Annotated in this window: 21 protein-coding genes, 1 tRNA gene and 1 pseudogene; 5 read left to right on the plus strand and 18 right to left on the minus strand. The window is 41.0% G+C overall.

Going from position 1 to position 20,225, the window contains the following annotated elements; translation table 11 throughout:
• Nucleotides 1-109: 109 nt before the first annotated feature.
• Both I8748_RS25575 and pedR read right to left on the minus strand, forming a co-directional pair.
• The gene (locus I8748_RS25575) at nt 110-763 is read right to left on the minus strand and encodes a DUF6391 domain-containing protein (protein ID WP_198127336.1); all 654 of its coding nucleotides are present in this window, start codon (nt 761-763) and stop codon (nt 110-112) included.
• A gap of 395 nt (nt 764-1,158) precedes the next feature.
• Nucleotides 1,159-1,422 (minus strand): photosynthetic electron transport-dependent transcriptional regulator PedR, encoded by a 264-nt coding sequence (pedR, locus tag I8748_RS25580; protein ID WP_096553902.1) that lies wholly within the window; start codon nt 1,420-1,422, stop codon nt 1,159-1,161.
• Between the two features lie 368 nt (nt 1,423-1,790).
• Between pedR and I8748_RS25585 the strand changes: the two genes are divergently transcribed.
• The gene (locus I8748_RS25585) at nt 1,791-2,768 is read left to right on the plus strand and encodes a carbohydrate kinase family protein (RefSeq protein ID WP_198127337.1); all 978 of its coding nucleotides are present in this window, start codon (nt 1,791-1,793) and stop codon (nt 2,766-2,768) included.
• On the opposite strand, the gene I8748_RS25590 is transcribed toward I8748_RS25585, so the two are convergent.
• The 4 genes from I8748_RS25590 to sfsA are packed head-to-tail and all read right to left on the minus strand — an operon-like array spanning nt 2,765 to nt 5,682.
• Nucleotides 2,765-3,529 carry an HIRAN domain-containing protein gene (locus I8748_RS25590; RefSeq protein WP_198127338.1) on the minus strand — a complete coding sequence of 255 codons (765 nt, stop codon included), beginning with the start codon at nt 3,527-3,529 and terminating at the stop codon, nt 2,765-2,767. The genes I8748_RS25585 and I8748_RS25590 overlap by 4 nt on opposite strands.
• The gene (locus I8748_RS25595; RefSeq protein WP_198127339.1) at nt 3,526-4,425 is read right to left on the minus strand and encodes a HipA domain-containing protein; all 900 of its coding nucleotides are present in this window, start codon (nt 4,423-4,425) and stop codon (nt 3,526-3,528) included. Before I8748_RS25595 ends, I8748_RS25590 begins: the two co-directional genes overlap by 4 nt.
• Nucleotides 4,426-4,455: 30 nt before the next feature.
• A complete protein-coding gene (locus I8748_RS25600; protein ID WP_198127340.1) occupies nt 4,456-4,941 on the minus strand; it encodes a gluconokinase in 486 nt (161 codons plus the stop codon).
• Between the two features lie 15 nt (nt 4,942-4,956).
• Entirely contained in the window at nt 4,957-5,682 is a 726-nt protein-coding gene (gene sfsA / locus I8748_RS25605) for a DNA/RNA nuclease SfsA (RefSeq protein ID WP_198127341.1), read from the minus strand.
• A 348-nt stretch (nt 5,683-6,030) separates the two neighbouring features.
• Between sfsA and I8748_RS25610 the strand changes: the two genes are divergently transcribed.
• On the plus strand, nt 6,031-6,702 hold the full coding sequence (locus I8748_RS25610; RefSeq protein WP_198127342.1) for a 2OG-Fe dioxygenase family protein: 672 nt from the start codon (nt 6,031-6,033) through the stop codon (nt 6,700-6,702).
• 615 nt (nt 6,703-7,317) lie between these two features.
• On the opposite strand, the gene I8748_RS35345 is transcribed toward I8748_RS25610, so the two are convergent.
• The 12 genes and pseudogenes from I8748_RS35345 to I8748_RS25665 form a co-directional block, all read right to left on the minus strand.
• Nucleotides 7,318-8,229 carry a hypothetical protein gene (locus I8748_RS35345; protein ID WP_225896548.1) on the minus strand — a complete coding sequence of 304 codons (912 nt, stop codon included), beginning with the start codon at nt 8,227-8,229 and terminating at the stop codon, nt 7,318-7,320.
• Nucleotides 8,223-8,879: a hypothetical protein gene (locus I8748_RS35350; RefSeq protein ID WP_225896549.1), complete on the minus strand. Its 657-nt coding sequence runs from the start codon at nt 8,877-8,879 to the stop codon at nt 8,223-8,225. The genes I8748_RS35345 and I8748_RS35350 overlap by 7 nt, the downstream gene beginning before the upstream one ends.
• Nucleotides 8,880-8,942: 63 nt before the next feature.
• Nucleotides 8,943-9,545, minus strand: a complete 603-nt coding sequence (locus tag I8748_RS25620; RefSeq protein WP_198127343.1) for a hypothetical protein — start codon at nt 9,543-9,545, stop codon at nt 8,943-8,945.
• Nucleotides 9,546-9,589: 44 nt separating this feature from the next.
• Nucleotides 9,590-10,741 (minus strand): hypothetical protein, encoded by a 1,152-nt coding sequence (locus I8748_RS25625; RefSeq protein WP_198127344.1) that lies wholly within the window; start codon nt 10,739-10,741, stop codon nt 9,590-9,592.
• A gap of 433 nt (nt 10,742-11,174) precedes the next feature.
• A complete protein-coding gene (locus tag I8748_RS25630; protein WP_198127345.1) occupies nt 11,175-12,059 on the minus strand; it encodes a phage tail protein in 885 nt (294 codons plus the stop codon).
• Nucleotides 12,025-12,567 (minus strand): annotated as a pseudogene (locus tag I8748_RS25635) (SRPBCC family protein); the annotation flags it as partial. The pseudogene I8748_RS25635 and the gene I8748_RS25630, both read right to left, overlap by 35 nt.
• Nucleotides 12,568-13,314: 747 nt before the next feature.
• Nucleotides 13,315-14,760 carry a glutamate--tRNA ligase gene (gltX, locus tag I8748_RS25640; protein WP_198127347.1) on the minus strand — a complete coding sequence of 482 codons (1,446 nt, stop codon included), beginning with the start codon at nt 14,758-14,760 and terminating at the stop codon, nt 13,315-13,317.
• A 99-nt stretch (nt 14,761-14,859) separates the two neighbouring features.
• Nucleotides 14,860-14,933, minus strand: a tRNA-Asp gene (locus I8748_RS25645).
• 122 nt (nt 14,934-15,055) lie between these two features.
• Nucleotides 15,056-16,576: a serine/threonine protein kinase gene (locus tag I8748_RS25650; RefSeq protein ID WP_198127348.1), complete on the minus strand. Its 1,521-nt coding sequence runs from the start codon at nt 16,574-16,576 to the stop codon at nt 15,056-15,058.
• Between the two features lie 80 nt (nt 16,577-16,656).
• Entirely contained in the window at nt 16,657-18,246 is a 1,590-nt protein-coding gene (locus I8748_RS25655; RefSeq protein WP_198127349.1) for a serine/threonine protein kinase, read from the minus strand.
• A 436-nt stretch (nt 18,247-18,682) separates the two neighbouring features.
• Nucleotides 18,683-18,901: a toxin-antitoxin system HicB family antitoxin gene (locus I8748_RS25660; RefSeq protein WP_198127350.1), complete on the minus strand. Its 219-nt coding sequence runs from the start codon at nt 18,899-18,901 to the stop codon at nt 18,683-18,685.
• Between the two features lie 6 nt (nt 18,902-18,907).
• Complete coding sequence (locus I8748_RS25665) at nt 18,908-19,330, minus strand: putative toxin-antitoxin system toxin component, PIN family (RefSeq protein WP_198127351.1); 423 nt, start codon at nt 19,328-19,330, stop codon at nt 18,908-18,910.
• An 89-nt stretch (nt 19,331-19,419) separates the two neighbouring features.
• On the opposite strand from I8748_RS25665, the gene I8748_RS35835 reads away from it, so the two are divergent.
• The 3 genes from I8748_RS35835 to I8748_RS25675 are packed head-to-tail and all read left to right on the plus strand — an operon-like array spanning nt 19,420 to nt 19,976.
• A complete protein-coding gene (locus tag I8748_RS35835) occupies nt 19,420-19,548 on the plus strand; it encodes a hypothetical protein (RefSeq protein ID WP_263976683.1) in 129 nt (42 codons plus the stop codon).
• 46 nt (nt 19,549-19,594) lie between these two features.
• Entirely contained in the window at nt 19,595-19,828 is a 234-nt protein-coding gene (locus I8748_RS25670) for a type II toxin-antitoxin system HicB family antitoxin (RefSeq protein WP_198127352.1), read from the plus strand.
• The gene (locus I8748_RS25675; RefSeq protein WP_198127353.1) at nt 19,821-19,976 is read left to right on the plus strand and encodes a type II toxin-antitoxin system HicA family toxin; all 156 of its coding nucleotides are present in this window, start codon (nt 19,821-19,823) and stop codon (nt 19,974-19,976) included. Before I8748_RS25670 ends, I8748_RS25675 begins: the two co-directional genes overlap by 8 nt.
• Nucleotides 19,977-20,225: the final 249 nt, after the last annotated feature.

Here is a 20,225-nt window from a genome sequence, read left to right on the forward strand (position 1 = left end):
AGATGAGGGAGATGGGGGCGATGGGGGTAAATTATGTAAGAATTCTCTCCTTGGCTTCCCTGCTCCCCTGCTCCCCTGCTCCCCTGCTTCCCCTGCTCCCTTGCTTTGTTCACTCTCGCCAGTTCACCTTTACAAAATGTGCTTCGCGCCCCCAAACATCGCGTGTACGGGTAATATTTTCAATTGCTAGGTTAAAGGGAATAGCAGTTGTGAGGTATCGCTGTGCCATAGAGCCTATATCAGGTGCGAGTTCAGCCGCTGTCGTAGCTGCTAATCCCAAACCTATAAGTTGCTCAAATGGTCGAAATGGTAGTAATAGATTTACACCCACAGCTAGCCCAGCAGTCAATACCATCGCTACTGATAAATTTGTGCCGCAACGAGGATGTACAGCCAAATCCCATTCACCACTTGTAAGGCGATGTAGACCTAATGTGACTGCACGTCGCAAATCACTGATATTCACTTCACCATATAGGTAGAATCCCTGTTCCGTAGACAACCCACCTAATAATTCGTTATCTGCTTGAATACTGGTTGGTTGTGGTATGGAAGTATGAACACTTTTTGATTCACTCAGAACCCATACAGTAGCGTGTTCTAGGGCGTGAACTTGCCGCAGTATAATAATTTCTTTCAACCCTGGAATAAACGACAGATGCCTGAGTAAATCGGCATCTTGCGTGGGTTGAGGCGTCGTCAAATCAAAGTTAAACCAGTCAAAAACAGACAAGCCACCTTGAACAGAAGCAGAAGTATCCATAAGAACACTGCTCCCCAAACCGATGGAGCAACATAGATTTCTTACAAATGTAGCGCTTGAGGCAGTAGATTGTTGCTAATTTTTGTTGATGATTGGGGATTGGGGATTGGGGATTGGGAAACTCTTTCCTTAGTCCTCAGTTTCCATGCCCTATGTCCCATGCCCCATGCCCTATGCCCTATGACGGCAGTTGCTACAACGGGGGGAACCCCCGCAACGCACTGCCTCCCCCATGCCCCATTCCCATTCCACGGAAATAAAGGCGTGAGGAGGAAAACAATTAGTCAACCGTCATATTTGCCTTGGCTGCATACCAGATGAATTTTATCGCCATACTAGACGCGATCGCTAGCGTCTGCCAAACGCCATTGATCGAATCTCTACTAGTAAATGGTCTAATCGTTCTGGTTGGGCAGTGGGCAGCAATTGACATCATTCAAGCAGACTTTACCCCACTGCAAAGCCCAACGGACTAAAGCCACTCGGTTTTCCGTCTGGGTTTTGGTGAGAATATTGCTGATATGGTTATCAACTGTTCGCTTGCTAATTTCCAGTTGTGCTGCAATTTCTTGGTTAGTTAAGCCAGCGGCCACTAAGTCGATAATTTGCAGTTCTCTGTCTGACAGACTAACAGGGGTCTGAGACTCGCCACCAGCCATGACTTATTCTTTCCTCCCTTGGTATATGTACTTAATCACTCTTTTTAATTCTAGAAGATTCTTTTGTTGGTAGGCGTTTCAACTATTAGCAGTAATACGATTGACAATATTTTCTTAATTATTTCAACTCCATATTTCAGTTTAATAGTCATATTTCAGTATTTTAGTATTATTAATTACTTAATTTGAATATTAATTGCTTAATTACTGAGATAAAAAAGTAGATATCAAGATTATATATACCTTTTGGCAGTAGCAAAAGTTGCTATTTTCCTATTTTCAAAACTGGCGACAGATGAGTAAAGATTGTTGTAGATTTTATACTGATATTCCTAATCCCAAATCGAAAATCTAAAATCTAAAATGAAATGAGCAATCCGCGTGTTTTGTGCCTCGGTGAAATTTTGTTTGATTGTTTAGCCGATCAATTAGGGCTAAAGCTGGAAGAAGTGAAATCTTGGACTCCCTATCCAGGGGGGGCGCCAGCTAATGTTGCCTGTGCTTTGGTGAAGTTGGGAACGACCGCAGGATTTATTGGAGCCGTTGGTGAAGATGAACCAGGAAATGCACTGGTGAAGCTATTACAGGAAGTTGGTGTAGATACAACTGGAGTGCAACGCCATCCCACAGCACCAACGCGGCAAGTTTATGTGACGCGGGATCTAGCAGGCGATCGCACTTTTGCAGGATTTGGTCAGTATGATACCACTGAATTTGCCGATACGCGTCTAGATGCCAAACAATTACCACATTTGCTATTTCAAGAAGCAGATTTTCTGGTTTTGGGTACTTTGGAATTAGCCTATCCTGAAAGTGAACAGGCAATTTACCGCGCCCTAGATTTAGCAGAACAATACGATCTGAAAATTGTACTAGATGTCAACTGGCGGCCTGTATTTTGGCAAGACCCTAATATTGCTCGACAAAAAATTCAAGAAACATTTAAGCGAGTCGATTTTCTCAAACTTGCTAAAGAAGAGGCAGAATGGCTATTTAATACCATAGACCCAGGTGCTATTACTTACCGTCTAGATTCAGTTGAAGGGGTACTCATTACAGACGGCGACAAAGGTTGCGCTTATTGCTTAGGTGAGAACGAAGGCACATTACCGTCCTTTGCTGTCGATGTCGTTGATACCACTGGTGCAGGGGATAGCTTTTTAGCAGGTTTCATCCACCAGCTAAGTCAGCATGGTATACAAAAATTGCGGGATGCAGAAATCGCCAAACAGATTGTCACCTATGCTAGTGCTGTGGGGGCGCTAACTACCATTAAAGCAGGAGCGATCGCTTCTCAACCCACTGCTGCTGAAGTTGCAGCTTTTCTAGCCACACATCAACTTTAGGAAGTTACAAACTCAGCTGGGATATCTGTCACCAACGGCTGATACTCCCAGCTAGAAAATGGTTGAAAGTCTTCATCCCATTGTGCGGTCATATTGCACAACAAACGTAGCTGAAGTGGCGTTGGTACTGGGTTGACGCGCTCAACTTCTACTTTTACAAGTTCTGAATTTTTGTCCTTGAGTTTGAAAACATCATCTACAATATACCTGGGACAATAGCCTACAATATAGTGATCCTTAGTACATAAAAGCAATGCACGCGGGTCATAGGGATTTTGAAATTCGTTCGCTAAATATAAAAGTTCGCCCGTTTGCAATTGATTGATTCGTTCAGTAGCACAAGCTGGAAGATGTCGCAGTCCATGTACAAAAAAATGGATGTGGTATAAACCATTTTCATCTGGCTCTGGGCAAGGAAAAACTTCAAAATCATCCGTTGCTTTGCGTCCACCACTTCGAGCAAGAATGGCTATTGGATCGTTCTCATGTTGTGGGATATTCAGCCATTCAATATAATTATTGTAGTCGGGGCGAGAGGGACGCATTAATCGATTGGAAAACAAGGGGAATAGTTCAACTGATGTGTACACCTTGTTTAACTCTGGGAAAGAGAGCAACGGTTGAAATTCACACTTGAGTTCAGCTTCTGCTGCACCTTGGGTATAAATAAACTGGTACTTCGTTCCGTCAAATGTTAACCGACCAATGGGAAACCAAGCGCGACTTTTTGGATCTTGCCAAGCTAAAAAAAGTTTTTTCATAGGGTGTCTCGCAGCTTTATTAGCCTACTTTGATTAAATTGCAGTATCTCCAGTGCAAATTTAATTGCTGTTTCTGATATGCGATTAGATGGAATACGCTCAAAGAGTTCTAACGTATCATCGCTGGACACCCTTGCTAGATTGTTTAACCACAGGCTGGCTGCTTCTGGGTAGCGCTGTTGCGCTTCACGAAATGCATCAAAAGTTTTTAGGCGTTTTTTGTCGCTACCACTAGCATAAATCAAAGAAGGACACTTTTCAGCATACCCTATGACAGAATTGTTGTTAAGCTTCATCTGTCGTTTTTCATCCGAAATTTCCCGACCCATGCTAGAGGCGTGGTCATAAGTTGGTGCTAAATAAATCTTCTCTTGCAAACTTATGAATGCCCAGTTTTCATGATGTCGGTCAGTGTTTCCAATCCACGCATCCAAAAGTAAATATCCCACAAAAATTTCCATTGCAGTGTTAATTCTCTGTGGTGGTATCGAGCCGATAGGCAAATTAACTGAAGCATTTTTTATAGCATTGGATATGTTATCAATTGTGTGTTGGGACAGGTCTTTAGAATCTTGTGGATAATCACATACTATTGCAGTCAAAATTTCATTACCAAGAGTAGGAACTCCACCTTCAGGCAAAAAAGATGGTGATATGATTCCATCTTCTCCATTAAATGTAGCTAATTCATAATCAGCATGGGGTAACGCAAGTAAATCAGACAACTCAGCTGCAATTTTCTCTGCCCAATCTTCTCCGGTGTTTGGTCTAGTTTTCTTGAATAAGCAACGACCCAAATTAGGATGACGGAACCAGAACTTTTCTTTTGTGCCCAAATCCTCAATAATTTCAGGGGCATCAAACGGAACTTCAATGATGGGAAACTTATCTGCCATGATTTATCTGAAAATCTACCCATCAATTGCCTAAATCCCCAAAACGGTTTTAATGTCTTCCACAATCAACTCTGGTGGCTGTGAAACATCAACTATAAGAGCGTTTTCTGGCTCTTCTAGGGTATCAAACTGGCTATTGAGGAGTTTTTCGGTCATAAAGTGACTTTGGCGCTGTTGCAGCCGTTGTTGAATCAACTCAAAAGAGCCTTTGAGGTAAACTAGTTTGATGCCATCGCTATCCACCAACAAAAACTCGCGGTAGCTAGCTTTCAATGCCGAACACGCCAGCACGACATTTTTATTTTCTTGCAACCAATTTTGTATTGCCTGTTGCAAAGCTAGCAGCCACGGCATTCTATCTAAATCGTTCAAGGGGATACCGTGACGCATTTTCTCTATATTTTCTGGCGAGTGAAAAGAATCAGCGTCCTGAAATTCCCAGTGTAATGAAGCCGCCAGTAGTTGTCCGATGGTGGTTTTTCCTGAACCAGACACACCCATAACAAGAATAATCAAGGCAAAATTCCTAATTCAAATTTTCAGCTTTGCTAAACCCAAATAACGGATGCCTTCTGGAGAAACGTCAAAACGGCAAGGTAAGACTTCTAAACCAAGAGCGATCGCATCCCGCAATAACCTACCATATATGGGGTCAGTAGTATCACCAGGAGCAAATTCAGTACAATCACCACGATTGATAAAGTAAAGCATCACCGCACGAGTTAAGGGTAGCAGCGCCATCAGTTCCTGCAAATGCTTTTGTCCCCTTGTAGTTTCCGTATCAGGAAACAGTGCTAAGGTTCCCTGCGCCAAAGTTGTATTTTTTACTTCTAAATAAATCGGGCGTTGCTCGTCACTCCCTGTCAAGAAAAAATCCACTCGACTTTTTTTATCTAGCCCATAAACCACCTCGCTTTTAATTTGACTATAATCACCCAATTCTGGGAAAAGATGTGTTGCCAAAGCTAGCTTCACTATGCGATTGGGCAAAACAGTATTAATACCTACCCAAGTCGGCTCATTATCGTGTACCTGAATTAATTCCAAGGTGTAAGCTAACTTCCTCTTAGCACTATCGCTTTTGGAAAGTTGCACCGCACTACCAACAGTTGAGACTCCAGTCATGGGCCCTGTATTCGGACAATGTGCTGTCACTATTTCGCCAGAAGCAAGTTGAACATCAGCAAAAAAGCGCTTGTAGCGCCTCAGCAGAATACCAGGATATAGAGGTGGGTAGCGGTAAAGCCAATCAGTCATTATTAAACCTTGTTGCTATACATCGGAAATAGTAACAACTAGCTACCACAAAGCCAGTTATCGCACTTAACTAGTCTATGCAACTATGGCGGTGGACAGACATCGAATGATAGATTGATGAGCTAGAATGCTTGTCATCTAAGCTTTTTGTCTCTATTCCCTGCTATAGTTCTTCAATTCCCAATGTTTAATGACCTACGGTCACTTTGTCAAAGTTTCTTTATCACGATTTGTCAATTTCTGTAGTCAAATTAACGACAATTTAATAAAAAGTAGCATAGACTTAGTGATATAAGCCTCTCACAAAGAAAAAAGCGAGAGGATTTAAATAGTAAAGGGGTCAATCCTATGCAAAAAGTATGGGAAGGAACAGAATTAGAATATGCCTTTCTGTTTACTCTGAGAAAGGTAAATTCAATTAATACAGAAGGTTTCAAAACATTTTTTAACAACTTGCCTGTTGATCCTTATATCAAAGGCAACTATCGCTCAAGAAGATTATCTCAGTTTATAGTTTCTGGCGATCGCTTGATTAAACTACCTCATGGATACCTCTTTCAAAGCAAAGAATACAATCCATTGTTGGGAGATATTAAAAGAGAGTTTGCAGAATTAGATGATGCCCTAATAGAACTTGATATCTTTAAAAAACTAGTCTTTGCATTTACTGATTCCTGTAAACTACACCCAGAAGCAGAAATAGGAGTGCATCAAATCAGGACTACCTGTTCACCAGATAATATGGGGAATCCAGCACCTGAAGGTATTCATCAAGATGGTACTGATTTTATAGGAATATTCTCTGTTAATAGAGAAAATATTCAAGGTGGAGAGACACATTTGTATACTGCTAAAAAAGAGAAACCTGTGTTTAGTAAAATTCTCAACTCAGGAGAACTATTATTAGTCAATGACCATGAGTTTTTCCACTTTACTACTCCTATAAAACCGCAGACAGATGCTCAAGGAGTCAGAGATGTTTTTGTTCTAACTTCTCCCAGTTTGCTGACTGAATCATAATTCTAGCGGCAACTCAATTTCTGAGGAGAAAATTATTTTTGGACAATCTGTTTGCAGGGTGTTAAATCTTCTTCGTATAGCTTAGACCGATTAGTGGTAAAACCCACTGCATCCTCAAAGGATGTCTCTTAAGTCTAATTTCACTCTAACCCCTAACTGACTACGAACAAACTTACAAACCGTGCGGCACACTCCTGCTGACCGCTCCATTTTCATGCTTAAATTTTTGGAGGGGATATGAATGCGATCGCTTAAAAACTAAGTTAAGTAATATGATGTCCGGCAAATTGCCCATAATAAAAACACCCCACCCTCAACCCCTCACGCCACTTGCTTCAAGTCGGCAAAGCCGCCCAACGCAGTGGCTCCCCTTACTAAGGGGAACTCGGGGCCCCCTCTGGGGATTAGAGGCAGGGAGACAAAGCATCGCTTTGGCGGGGTGGGGTAAGCGCGGATATTAAGGGTAATTGAGCGGACATGATATAAATGGTCAAAAATAATTATAGTCATTGCGAGCGAAGCGCAGATTCGCGAAGCGTTGCCGCAGGCTAGTGGCTGAGTGGGGGTAGGGGAATACGGCATTGGACGGGGCTTGGAACCCCTACCAATGCAAATTTATTGCCCTTGCTCCCAAGTAAACCTAACTTTTTGTACTCCCTCAATCATCTGCAAAGCAAATTGAGCAGAAGTAAACGGATCATCGCCCAAGTTCAATTCATCTTTCTTTTTCTTCATTTCCTCAACTAATGCTTTGATATCAATCACACCTTTTTCTTGATGACTCCAGGGAATTGGATCAACTGCTACCAAAGGATTCGGATCTCCATCCATCTCTTCACCATTAGCATTGCGTAATATTTGCCAAAATTCATTTGTCGCTTCATTTTTGATATCCAAACCAAAGTGCATTGCTTCTGGTTGCAGGTGAATGTCTACTGTCTTGACTTCTCCTTTAAATAGGCAAATTAACACATCCTTAGCTAATTTTTCCATCCGCAAGAGTTCTAAGAGTTGGGCTTCACTGGGTGCAACGAAATCCTCGCTATCAACAACAGCATCGTAACCGTCAATCAGTAAGTTAGGCCAACCAGAGACGACTTGCGATCGCAAAATTAATCCCGTAATTAGAGGTTGTTCTTGGCTCAATGTTTTGCTAGCTGGTAAAGAGCGAATTTTCTTGTCTTGCTCTGACTCAGCAGCTGTGACTCGTCCAACACTAAAAGCTCCATCTTGCAAACAGTCTACCCAAAACGAATCCACCCAAAAGAAACGAATAGATTCTGTTGGAAGCAGGCGTTCATCGGGAACTAAATAGTTGAAGGGAACTCCTTGCAATAATTCCAGTTTGCTAAACCAATCATCGATCGCCTCTGGCATTTCTGTTGGAGTTGGTGTCTCTGCCAAAAATTGCCTACTGCGTAAGGGTCGGTTAATTGCCTCTTGTTGCAATTGTAGGAGAAATTGAGCATTTTCTCGTTTCCAGTTGAATAGTTCGGTAGCAAGTCGTTGATTTTGCAGCGTTAACATCCGTCCAACTTGCCAAGCGTTGCTAGTTGTTCCCCTTGAGGATTACCCTCTGCATCTTTAGGTTGGCGAGCATGAGCGAGGTAAGCGAGATCGGCTTTAGTGGGAAGAACAGGCTGCAAGTATTTCTTTTTAACATCAATAACCGTCACCGCCTCTTGCTCATGTTGTCCTCCGAGTTCGAGTGTGATCTGAGGAAATTTGATAGTATCGGGAGTTGCAAGTAAGTCTTTGAGTGTCAGGCTTTGCAGTTTCGGTTTATCTTGCTCATTGTCAAAATCAGTTTCTCGCAACAGCAGTAAAACCAACCAAGGAAGCTCCTCATCACTTGTTCCAGGGAAACGTTCCCAAGGTAAAGTGCTACGCTTGAGAGTGATGTGGGGTACGACGTAATGATGTTCTCCCAAGCTATCTTGAGGTGGGAAAACGGCATAGATATCTGAAGGCGATAGAGGCCCAAACCGTTCTCCTGAGACGACAAAAGTCATTTTGCAAGTGAATGGTTGCAATTGTTGGTCAATTTTGCTTGATGTGATGGTTTGTTCGACTTCAATTTCATAGATTCCAATCTCCATCACATCTTGGTTGTACTGGAGAAACTCAACTTTTGAGGGAGTAGTTGTAGACATAATTGCCAGATCCTTTTCAGTCATTAGTCATTAGTCATTAGTCATTGGTCATTGGTCAATACAATGAGCCTGATTTCTGATATCCTGTTATTTGACTCGTGGTGCAAAGATAAAAGCATCAGCGATCGCAGCAGCGTTAATATCAACTGCTTGGCTGAGATCAAATCCCAGTGCTTGTAATATTGAATCTCGCTGAGAGTTAGTCTCAACGGTGGTCTTTATCTTCTCTCTACGTTCTTGATCGTGGTCATCACCGGTGAGGATTCCCGCAAAAGCTTCTAAAGTTTCCCAAGAATAAGCCGAACTGATTTGGTCAGTATCATACTGCAATCGAGCAATGGGAATATCTTTGGTATCGCATGGTTTAGCCTCTGGGACTGGGGTGATACAAAAACCAGAGAGAACATTATCTATATATTGTGTTGCATTGACATCAGGAAGCTCTAATTTTCCTTTTTTAGTAAGACGAGGCTCTCCCCACAGTCCAGTTGGAGCTTTTTTGGTTACAGGTTCAAACTTGAATTCACCTTCAATAGAAATTCCTGACCTAGTAATCCTAACGTGGTGTTCTGACTCTAAGTCATCTACCTCAACTGCCATTGAACTAATGCCAAAGTTGCTACTAGTCTCATAAGTTTGCTCCTGGGTGTTAACAAAAGCTTTCTTCGAGGGAATAAACGCATCCGTCACCAAAGAAAATGCTTTGGGATTAACAACCCAGATATCTTGCTCCTCTAGCTTGAGTTGCTTAACCAGTCCGTCGCTGACAGCAAAGGAGAGCTAATAGAAACCCCAACGAGTGAGAGACTAAACTTAGAAACCTCAAGAACTATTTCTGGAACTATGTGAATTTCTCCTCGTTTGTACACCAGTCCGATTTTTTCAAAATGGATTGGCCCGAAAGACTTCTGTACTGACAACCAAGCCCCGTTGTCTGCAACAGTCACAACACTATCGTCTGGGGTACTGGTACTGACGCCAGAAGAGAGTAGCTGGAAATTCCCAACTTGGATCGTGCTGCTACTACTGGGGTTAATCGAACCACTGCCAGTGCTTCGTTTTAACCGCGTAAACCAGCTGCGTTCATATCCTAGTAAGCTAAAATAAATAGCTACACCGACACCTTTATAAAGTTTGTTTCCAGAAGAACTTGGCGGGTTAATTTTTAGAGGTGTCGCTAGTTCTAGCAGTAATTTATTGATTGCTTTGAGTTCTTTTGGCTCAAAATTTTGGAGGGCAACTAAAAGCTCAAGGGTAAAATTCGGAGTGATTTGCTCTGGAGGCAATTGACTAGCAACTAGAGGTAGTTGGGATAGGTCAAGGTTGCCATTAATGCCAAGACCTATGATAAATTTTCTCTGATTGTTCGGGTTAGTGCTTGTTGAGTCAGGTTGAGTAAACACGAACAAGACATTTTGATTAGTTCCAAATTCTAACTCATCGGGAATTAATCCTTCTAGACTGGGTAAAGCCCCTTCCAGTAGGTTTAGTGGCACAGCTTTACTTATACTGCTAGAAAGTACCAGAATATCAGTATTCGTCCTGTCCTTAAAGGTAGCATCGCAAATGAGTTTTAGTTCCTCTGAAAGAGGAATTCCTAATTGAACTGTATAGGTTTTTGTTTCTGGATTTACCTTGTGTTCAAAGGTAACGCTAATTGTTAGTTCTTTTGTGATATCTCCCTCTTCATCTTCTGCTAGGATGAATCTGAGAGAAAAGCTAATTATAGTTTTTTCTGTCTGTTTTTCGTATTCAGCATATTGAACAGGGCAATATTTTAGGATTTCTGGAATTGGTTTTAGATCGATACCTAATTCCGACATATCTAGCACTTTTTGAGCCAAATCTACAATGGTGGCTCCCTCTTCAAGATTGATAACTGTCATTGTTTTTGATCCTCATAAACAATGTTGTATTTTGAGTTTTGTGCAAAAAATTGTTTACGATCGCCTTCTCAAAAGCAAACATAATAATTGATGATTGCACAAGTGCGATCGCTCTTTATCCGCTCTGATAAATCATCAGATAAAAACTCTCGTTATTTGCTGGTAGATGTGAATTATTTTCACCCTTTTGTGAAGGATTAATTGGAGCGATCGCTTTTGAAATACAACCAGATTAATTGATGATTGCACAAGTGCGATCGCTTTTTATTGCGGTTTTCAATGAGGATGAGTGGAAAAAGTGAGGTTATATCAAGTCCGTGTGCATTGTCATTGTATATGAGGGCGACTGCAACAAGGTTAAAGTCCAACCTTCTCAAGGTTTTGAAAGGTATTGCAACTTGAGGTATACAAGAACAAAGCCACCAGACTGGATTCAAAATTTGATAATGAAATTCACGGTTAGATATGGCTGCAAGTTATTGTGAGACTCTCCACCGCCTGTACCTCCTGTTGACTGATTTTCATATGTTCCGTTTTTTCCCACCTCATCAGGTGTATAGTTTCCACCTCCTTGTGCTGGACGACCGCATGGCACAAAGTAATGGTCATCATATAAGTGGTTGTGATTTGGCATATGTTTTTCTTCGAGGGTTACTCTTTCCTCTCCTCCTGTTTGGCCTAGACTACTGAAATTAGTGTTATTCTCCTTGTACCCTACAGGTACTCGTCCTTGAAGGTTGGGCACGTTAAAATTACTTTCAGTACCGCCGTATTGAGTTGTAATCACATCAAACAAATCCTGATATTCACTGGTAGTGTATTCTTGACCATCGCAGAATAACCATCCTTCTGGGGCTGTTGAACCTGCATAAGGGAGGATACTGCCTACTGGCATCACATATCCGGTTTTGTCTTTAATGCGTTCGTCAATTTTTAAGTTACCACCTGTGATATGCAGACTCTCTGCTGGTTTTGATGTACCAATACCCACCTTATAGTCATCAAACACCAGAGGCGCTTTCTCAATCGGGTAAATAAACTCTCCATGCTGATACTCTGGCACATACTTGTAACCCAAATACAACTTAGTTGCACCTGTTGGGTGACTCGTCTTGATTTTGCTAATATCTATTTTTAAAGTTTCTTGAGCGCCTAAATCCACATCGGCTGAACTAGGGGTAAACGTCCATTGCAATGCCCTAACCACATCTCCTACTGTCAACGGGTTTGGGCCTTGGCTTTGCCAATTACTATCTGTAGTTGACACCGTAATACCATAATCTTTAACCTCCCTTTGGTTGACCTTCTGTTGTTGCAATCTCGCCTGCTTCCATCAGCATTTTGAAGCGGCGTAAATCATCTCCAATCTGCTGTTCTGGTTCTTCGCCGAAGAGTTTGGCAAACACAGATGCAATCGCACCACCAGGCGGGTTATATTCCGTGACGACCTTGACCTCTGTACCGCGATTGGCGGGTGCTGGCTGGAAGCGGACAGAACGAGAGTTATCAACATCTGCACCTTCAACCGAAGCCCAAGCAATCAATTCGTTTTCCCGATCTTCAATGATGTCTGCATCCCATTCAACACTTCCACCTAACACCCCACTGATCGTCCAGTGCGTTCGCGTAGCGTGTCCGGAGGACTCTCGCTTATTATTGTGTACTTTTACGTCTTTGAGATGCTTCATGAAGCGCGGCAAGTTCCCAAAGTTATGCCAAAAGCGGTAGAGTTCCTCTGCTGGTTTGTTAATCGTTACCGTCTTTTCAACTTTAATTGGTTGGCTCATGTCTATTGTCTCCCGTGCTTGCTGTATGGTGCTTTGTTTATCGCAGTTTGGACAAATTTGTTTGTCCAAACCCTAATACCAGGAGCAAAGAACAGTGTAGGATAAAAGCTTATTAGCCAGAGGTATGTAGAAGTCTCTTGAAAAAATTTACCCTTCGTATCAGCCTTCTAGACTACTAAAAAAATTAACTACTACAAATCAACACCAGAACCTTAAAGCTTTCAACTAAACCTAACCTCTAACTAAAGAATGAGATTGGTGTTAAGGTAGTTAGTTCTCGCTTGTATCTTGGCGTAATGCTAGGGAAGCTGTCACTTATTGCAATCTAGACATTCAAACATAACTAGACAAGTGTTTCACTCAAGGATTTTTAGATGCTTAACTTTGCCGAGAATGTCTTCTTTTAGGCAAAGTATACTGGGAGTAGGCTCCCCAGCATGAGGCTTTGACCTATGCTAATTCATCCCGCTTCACTTCCCTTTAAGGTAATGCACATAGTCCATTTCCTGTCAATGCGTAAGTCCTATTTTCTTTCGCCCTTCCCGTAGGTGCGCCTGCGTTGGAGACTCACGTTAACATATACCCCTCCGAATTTTCTGACTGGAGGGGATTTTATTGCTTAAGTGGTCGCTTGCGATCGCACTCCCGCATAACTAGCAACTTGGGTTATTAGCCTCAGAGTTTATTCTGAGGCGGATGTGGGAACTGGTGCAAGATATAAATCATAGACCTGCGAGGTACAAAGCCTCAGCCATTGCTCTTTGCGCTTCGCGCACCTGTTTTTTGCTAATTAGCTGCTGCTATTGCTTTACTCAACCGCAACTTATCTAAATTAATTTGATTGAGCAGTAACCAGGATTGTATCAAATCTGGGCCATGAACGTCTCCAGTTAAGGCTGCTCTGAGCGATCGCATCACTAAGCCTTTTTTGACGTTTTGGGCTTTGACTACTTGTTTAATAATCTCCTGTGCGGCTGCTTCTGTGAGTTGGGGCTGATTTTCACTAGCTGTGATAATTCCCTCTAAAGCCGCAGCAGAACCTTCTTGTTTAAGTTGCTGGCTGGCTTCATCGCTAAATTCCACTATCTCGCTAAAAAACAGTTGACTCATGGCGACAGCATCTACCAAACGAGTTAAACTCTGGCTAATTAAAGCTACTAACTGCTCTAACCAAGGGCGTTCTCGTCCTCCATCAAATTTATATCCAGCTTCTTGCCAATAAGGTATTACTAAATCTGTGAGTTTATCTATTGGCATATTGTGGATATACTGACTGTTCAACCAATCCAGTTTAGCCCAATCAAATTTAGCGCCTGCTTTATTCACCCGCTCAAAGCCAAACTCTTTGGCTGCTGCTTCTAAGGTAAATATTTCCTGAGTAGCATCTGGCGGCGACCAACCCAGTAAGGTCATGTAATTGACCAAGCCTTCAGCTGTAAAACCCATTTGTTTAAAGTCAGAAATGGAAGTGACTCCATCCCGCTTAGAAAGCTTGCGCCCTTCCATGTTCAAAATTAGGGGCGAATGGGCAAATTCTGGGATTTTTGCTCCTAAAGCTTCATACAGCAGAATTTGCTTAGCAGTGTTGGCTATGTGGTCTTCTCCCCGGATGACATGGGTAATTTGCATGTCTATGTCATCAACTACAACCACAAAGTTGTATAGTGGTTGACCAATACCTGCTTCTGAGGCGCGAGCGATGACCATATCACCACCTAAATCGCTACCTCGCCAACTCATGCTTCCCCGTACTAAGTCATTCCAGACGATTTCTCGCTCATCTGCTATTTTGAAGCGAATTACAAAGCTGCGTCCTTCGGCTTTGTAGGCGGCTTCTTGTTCTGGGGTGAGGTTGCGGTGACGGTTATCGTAGCGCGGGGCTTCGCCTCTAGCTTTTTGGGCTTCTCGTAGTGCTTCTAATTCTTCAGAGGTGGTGTAGCAGCGATAAGCTAATCCTTGGTCTAGGAGTTTTTCTACCGCTTGTTTATATAAATCTAGGCGTTGGGATTGGAAAAATGGGCCTTCATCCCAGTTCAATCCTAGCCAGCGCAAACCCGTGAGGATATTTTCAGTATATTCGGGGCGCGATCGCTCTAGGTCTGTGTCTTCGATTCGCAGGATAAATTTCCCACCGTGGTGGCGGGCAAATAGCCAGTTAAATACAGCTGTTCTGGCTGTGCCAATATGTAAATTTCCGGTTGGACTCGGAGCTATACGGACTCTAACAGTCACAGTTGATTCTCTCTTTCACAAAGCATGATTACTATAACAAGTGCTGAGTTAGTTTACTGCTAACTGTCATCAGTCATCAGTTATCAATCAGCTTTTCTACGGGACTGACGGGGCTCGAACCCGCAACTTCCGCCGTGACAGGGCGGTGCTCTAACCAATTGAACTACAGTCCCTTGATTGCCATTTGTTGGCAACTTTCTTAGTATGCCTATTTTTTTTCTATTTGTCAAGTGTTTTGGAGTGAGTAGTTCAAATTTTTTTTTCCTGTCCCACTCCTAGATTGTAGCATACATCTTTAACTGGATACTACAAACTGTGATTTTGATGCCAGATGCCGTAGGATGCGGGATTGCAGTTGTTTATACTGCTGCTTTAACAAATGTTTACTCAACTGGGGTTGAGCAGAATGTGGTAGATTTTTGCTTTGTTCTAGCCAAACTTTCAGGGTTTGGCGTTGAGTAGGATCAATTTGACTGCTGAGAACATTGGCGCAGCTATGGGGTGCTTCTAGGGTAAAGCAAATCAAAGGGTAGCGTTCATGTTCTGCCAATGAACTTACCACTTGATGAACTTGGGGGTTTTGCATGTCTAGGTAGCAGGGTAGCCACTTGGGGCCAAGTTCTTGATTGTAGAGTACTGTCACCCACAGCAGCATCGGGTGGGGAGATGTGACAAATATAAACTGGTTGTAACGCCTAGAAAGGGCACGTTTTTTAATTTCTTGTTTGGGTAACATCAGCCACAGTGTGGCCATAGTTCCTTGTGCGGTGTCTAGAAGCTGGGGAAAAACTATTTCTTGAATGGGTTTATCTTGGGGCCACACAAGTTGCCAAAAGGATTGTTCCACTGCAAGGGGTAATCCAGAACCCGAGGGAGTGGTAGGGGTGGATCTGGAGGATAAATTTGTGGGGAAATTGGGACAATTGGACTTTTCTAGGCTATTTAATACTTGCAGTATTGCTGTCATATTTTGTGGGCGATCGCTGGCGTTTTTCGCCAGACAAGCCATAATTAAGTCATTTAGCTGTTGGGGTATTTTCAGTTGGGGGTTAACGTCTGCGATCGCTCGTGGTACTTCAAAGTGATGTGCTTTATACCAAGCACCAAATAAGTCTGTTTCTGGCTTCCAAGGTTTAGCACCTGTGAGCATTTCAAACATCATTACGCCCAAGCTATAAATATCAGAGCGACTATCTAAGTCTACCCCTTCTAGTTGTTCTGGCGAAGAGTAGGGTAAAGTGCCATTAAATCCCTTATTTGTGCTGATTGAAGCTGCATGATTTACAAATTTAGCGATGCCAAAATCAAGGATTTTGACTAACTGACCCAAGATCGGATCTGGGACAACTAGTATATTAGCTGGCTTAATATCTCGATGAACTAGTGGATAAATTTTACCATCAATATTAATACCTTGATGAGCGCATTGTAAGCCTAAACAAATTTGGCGTGCTAGGGTCAAAAATTTGGGTAAAGGCATGGGAATTAAATCTTTTAAACTCCTGCCATTCAGATATTCCATTACATAGAATGGTTTGCCTTCTTCACTGACACCATAATCATAAGCCCGCACAATATGTAAACTTTTTTGGCTTAAAGCTGCACTCGTGCTTGCTTCTCGCTCAAAGTCTTTTTGCATTTTGTGGTTGACGAAAGTCTGAGAAAGAAATTTAACAGCAACTGGTATTCCTCCTAGTAAAACATCATCTGCTAAAAAAACCTCCCCCATGCCACCCTTTCCAATTAACTGCTTAAGTTGGTAACGCTTGGCAAGTAACCCTGTAGTCTGTGGTGATGCAAATACCCTTTTATTCACTTTTATAACCTCTGGTGTTACCGCAATTTAAACTTAATAATTATCAATTTAAAAATCGGATAAACTAATTTTATTAGATTTTACTGAGGTGCTAAAAGTTGTAAAAATCTCTCAAATAAATTAGATACCCAATTTCTAAAACTAGTTTTACCCATCTGTGGATTGACTGCCAAATTTTGCACAATTTCCAACTTGAGTTTTTCGTATTCTGTTTTTAGCAGATTTTTGGCTTGTTTGGATGTAATCAATTCATTTGATTTTTGATTGCTTAGCCAATCTACAAGTTGTTGCCGCTGGTAAGCAGTCAGGATTAAAGTCATAACACGGGCACAAGTAGTTGGTTCTTCTAAAGGAAAAAATAACAAATGATAGTAACCTTTTTCTGCTAAACTATGGACTATTTTTTGCCCTCTATTATCTTTCATATCTAAGAAACAAGAGAGCCAGCGTGTGAGAGAAATATGGGCATCATATAACACTGTTACCCACAATAACATTGGGTATACATGCATTTTACCAATAAATTCAATGCTATGATTGTTATCTAGTAATTTTGCAATTTCTTGTTGGGGCAACATTGCCCAAAAAGTTGGTACAGTACCTTGAGATGTATGTAATAAATTAGGAAAACCAATTGGAGCAATTGGTTTATTTTTAGGCCAATTTTTCTGAAAACACTCTTTTTCTGATATTGAAGTTACAGGAACTAATTGTACTGTGGGTAAGGTTTGCCAGATATCGCTAACACTGGGTTGATGCTCATGAAGTTGCGATTGAATAATTTCTAATATTTTTAAAACTCTACTCATATTTTGTGGGCGATCGCTTACCTCTTTAGACAAACACATCAACACTAATTGTTGTAATTCCTGTGGAACTTTGACTTGGGAATTCACTTCTTCAAATGCAGGTGGTGTTTGAAAGCGATGAGCCTGATACCAACTACCAAATGAGTGACTTTCTGTCTGAAATGGATGTTTACCTGTCAACATTTCAAACATCAGTACTCCTAAACTGTAAATATCAGAACGCACATCTAAAAGTTTGCGTCCTTCCATATGTTCTGGAGAACAGTAAGGTAAACTACCAATAAAAGAATCAGTGAGTGTCATCCCACTCCGCTCTGTTAAAAACTTGGCAATACCAAAGTCGAGAATTTTCACAATCTCACCTTTGGTATTTTCAATAATGAATATATTTTCTGGTTTAATATCTCGATGAACAACAGGATATATTTCTCCTTTCAGGCTGATACCTTGGTGAGCGCATTGTAAACCTAAACAAATTTGCTGACAAATTTCTAAAAATCTAGCGATCGCTAGCGGCTCAACTTTAAGAATCTGTTTCAAATTTTTCCCTTGGAGATATTCCATGACAAAATAGGGAGCTTTATCTTCTGTCATGCCATAACTCAACACACGCACAATATTTCTACTTTTACGCCCCAATTGAGCGCCAATAAAAATTTCTCTGGCAAAACGTTGGGATATTTGCTGACTTCCTAAATTCACCATGAGAATTTTGATTGCAACTTGTTTACTACCTCTGGCTGTATCCTCTGCCAGGTAGACTCTACCCATTCCTCCTTTGCCAATCAAATCTGTTATTAAATAGCGGTTATTTAAAAACTTTCCAATATAAATATCTACTTCTGTTTTAGGGATTACCATATTTGGAAATTTTACGCTATTACATAAGTTAAGATTGCTACTAATAAATAATTAGAAAAAATTATTCTAATTATTAATTTTACCCAATATAAAAAAATAATTAATTAAAATTTAATAATTAAATATAAAAATAGCTAAAAACAATATTTAAATTCTCATGAAATTAATTGAAAATATTCTGCAATACTTCTTAAACATTATGTAACATATTTGTTAAGCGAAATGTATGGGGAGATATACGGAATCCATAAATCTGCTGGATTGATTAGCTATGATACAGCAGTGAATCCACGTAAAAAAGCAAAAATAATACAACAAAATATTAAGGAGTGCCATCTTTACTCCTTGATATAAATATGGAAATATTAACCAATTCTTCGTAATACTTAGAGATGGCAATTAGGTATTAAGTGTTTATATCATCGTGCTATCAGTTCTATTCTGTTAGAGTATCAAGTTTAGCTAGTATTTTTAAGCCTGCTTCTGGGTTACCAGTCGCAGCCATTGCTTTAAATCTCGTATGGGCATCAAATTCTGCTAAAGCTATGGTAGAAAGTTCTTCTATCAGCTTGTTGACACTTATGCCTTTGGCTTGAGCAAGTTCTTTTAATCTGTTGTGTTTATCGTCTGGTAAACGAATAGTTAAAGTTCCCATTTTTGTTTAACTCCTAATAATTTCTTCTGGTTTTAATATTAATAAGTTAGGAAATAACAATTCAGCATTGTGGAAATCTTTGACGTTATGAGTGGCAATAATCTGTGCATTTCCAGCGACGGCTAATTCAATTAAGTGATTGTCAGCTTCATCTTTTAAATTTGGTCGCCATAAGTAGTAGATATAAACCCATTGACTTACGCTCATTAATGATGCTAGTAAAGCCGAAATTTCTTCACTCGTTAATGGACATTTGGCGATAATTTCTGAACGCTGAATGACTGACTCATACTCAGAAAATAAAGCATTTCCCATTAAAGGTTGATATTCTCCTTTCAAGCAGCGTCGGATAAGTTCTCGACTGGAGCCTTGAGAGCTAATAAGCGCACTAATAAAAACGCTAGTATCAACTACAATTTTAATCGCCATTTCTGCATGGTAGCATATACGCTGTCATATAAGTTTTAATCAAAAGACTCAAAAGCGATCGCCAGAGATAAAACATCTTCTATCGGGCGATGTCTACGACAGGCTACGCCTACGCTTTTCTGATGATGGGGTTGATGTGGGCGATGTCTACGACGGGCTACGCCTACGCTCTGATTTGTTGCAGATACGAATTATTCATAGTTAATGGTTTAACATAAAAGCATAACTTAACTTAATATACTTTTTGGAATCTTAAGATGACTTATGGAGTTAAAGCAGAATATTAGAGCAGTAATTCATCCAGGTGAACAACACGGATACGTAGCAGAATGTCTAAAAGTTTCCGTAGTAACTCAGGGAGAAACTCTGGATGAAGTTGTTCATAACCTTCGTGAAGCAGTCGCTTTGCATTTAGAAGACGAAGATCCAACTCAATTTGGCTTAGTAGATAAACCTTCTCTAATGGTAACTTTTGAACTCCAACTAAAATATGCCTAGACTCAAAAGATTATCAGGTGTTGAGATTGTTGATATTTTGGGTGAGTTTGGCTTTGAAGTACACAGCCAAAAGGGCAATCATATTAAGTTGCGTCGTTCTGGTGTAGAACAAAAAGAGACTTTAACAATACCATTACATCGGCAGTGAGATACAGGAACTTGCAAAGCTATTTTTAGACAGGTAAGTAAATACATTCCTGAAGAACAACTTTTTCCATTCTTTTACGAGTAAAGTAAGTAGCCAACTCTCGCAAATAAGCGATAAGCGAAGCTTAATGCCTTCTCCTTTGGAGACGCTAGCGCGAACGGTATATCGCCAACAATAAAACTTATCCTAGCTATTACTGTCAATTTATGCGATCGCACTCTGAGCAACTGTGTCCAATGAGCGATCGCA

The organism is Amazonocrinis nigriterrae CENA67 (genome assembly GCF_016056305.1).
Lineage (GTDB): Bacteria > Cyanobacteriota > Cyanobacteriia > Cyanobacteriales > Nostocaceae > Amazonocrinis > Amazonocrinis nigriterrae.

What these genes read in the sequence shown, in the direction of transcription:
- I8748_RS35835 (WP_263976683.1), top strand. Translation starts at nt 19,420, where the DNA reads ATGTCTACGACAGGCTACGCCTACGCTTTTCTGATGATGGGGTTGATG.
- I8748_RS25670 (WP_198127352.1), top strand. Translation starts at nt 19,595, where the DNA reads ATGGAGTTAAAGCAGAATATTAGAGCAGTAATTCATCCAGGTGAACAA.
- I8748_RS25660 (WP_198127350.1), bottom strand. Translation starts at nt 18,901, where the DNA reads ATGGGAACTTTAACTATTCGTTTACCAGACGATAAACACAACAGATTA.
- I8748_RS35350 (WP_225896549.1), bottom strand. Translation starts at nt 8,879, where the DNA reads ATGACTGAAAAGGATCTGGCAATTATGTCTACAACTACTCCCTCAAAA.
- I8748_RS25575 (WP_198127336.1), bottom strand. Translation starts at nt 763, where the DNA reads ATGGATACTTCTGCTTCTGTTCAAGGTGGCTTGTCTGTTTTTGACTGG.
- I8748_RS25665 (WP_198127351.1), bottom strand. Translation starts at nt 19,330, where the DNA reads ATGGCGATTAAAATTGTAGTTGATACTAGCGTTTTTATTAGTGCGCTT.
- I8748_RS35345 (WP_225896548.1), bottom strand. Translation starts at nt 8,229, where the DNA reads ATGTTAACGCTGCAAAATCAACGACTTGCTACCGAACTATTCAACTGG.
- I8748_RS25625 (WP_198127344.1), bottom strand. Translation starts at nt 10,741, where the DNA reads ATGACAGTTATCAATCTTGAAGAGGGAGCCACCATTGTAGATTTGGCT.
- I8748_RS25675 (WP_198127353.1), top strand. Translation starts at nt 19,821, where the DNA reads ATGCCTAGACTCAAAAGATTATCAGGTGTTGAGATTGTTGATATTTTG.
- I8748_RS25610 (WP_198127342.1), top strand. Translation starts at nt 6,031, where the DNA reads ATGCAAAAAGTATGGGAAGGAACAGAATTAGAATATGCCTTTCTGTTT.
- I8748_RS25590 (WP_198127338.1), bottom strand. Translation starts at nt 3,529, where the DNA reads ATGAAAAAACTTTTTTTAGCTTGGCAAGATCCAAAAAGTCGCGCTTGG.
- I8748_RS25595 (WP_198127339.1), bottom strand. Translation starts at nt 4,425, where the DNA reads ATGGCAGATAAGTTTCCCATCATTGAAGTTCCGTTTGATGCCCCTGAA.
- pedR (WP_096553902.1), bottom strand. Translation starts at nt 1,422, where the DNA reads ATGGCTGGTGGCGAGTCTCAGACCCCTGTTAGTCTGTCAGACAGAGAA.
- I8748_RS25655 (WP_198127349.1), bottom strand. Translation starts at nt 18,246, where the DNA reads ATGGTAATCCCTAAAACAGAAGTAGATATTTATATTGGAAAGTTTTTA.
- I8748_RS25585 (WP_198127337.1), top strand. Translation starts at nt 1,791, where the DNA reads ATGAGCAATCCGCGTGTTTTGTGCCTCGGTGAAATTTTGTTTGATTGT.
- sfsA (WP_198127341.1), bottom strand. Translation starts at nt 5,682, where the DNA reads ATGACTGATTGGCTTTACCGCTACCCACCTCTATATCCTGGTATTCTG.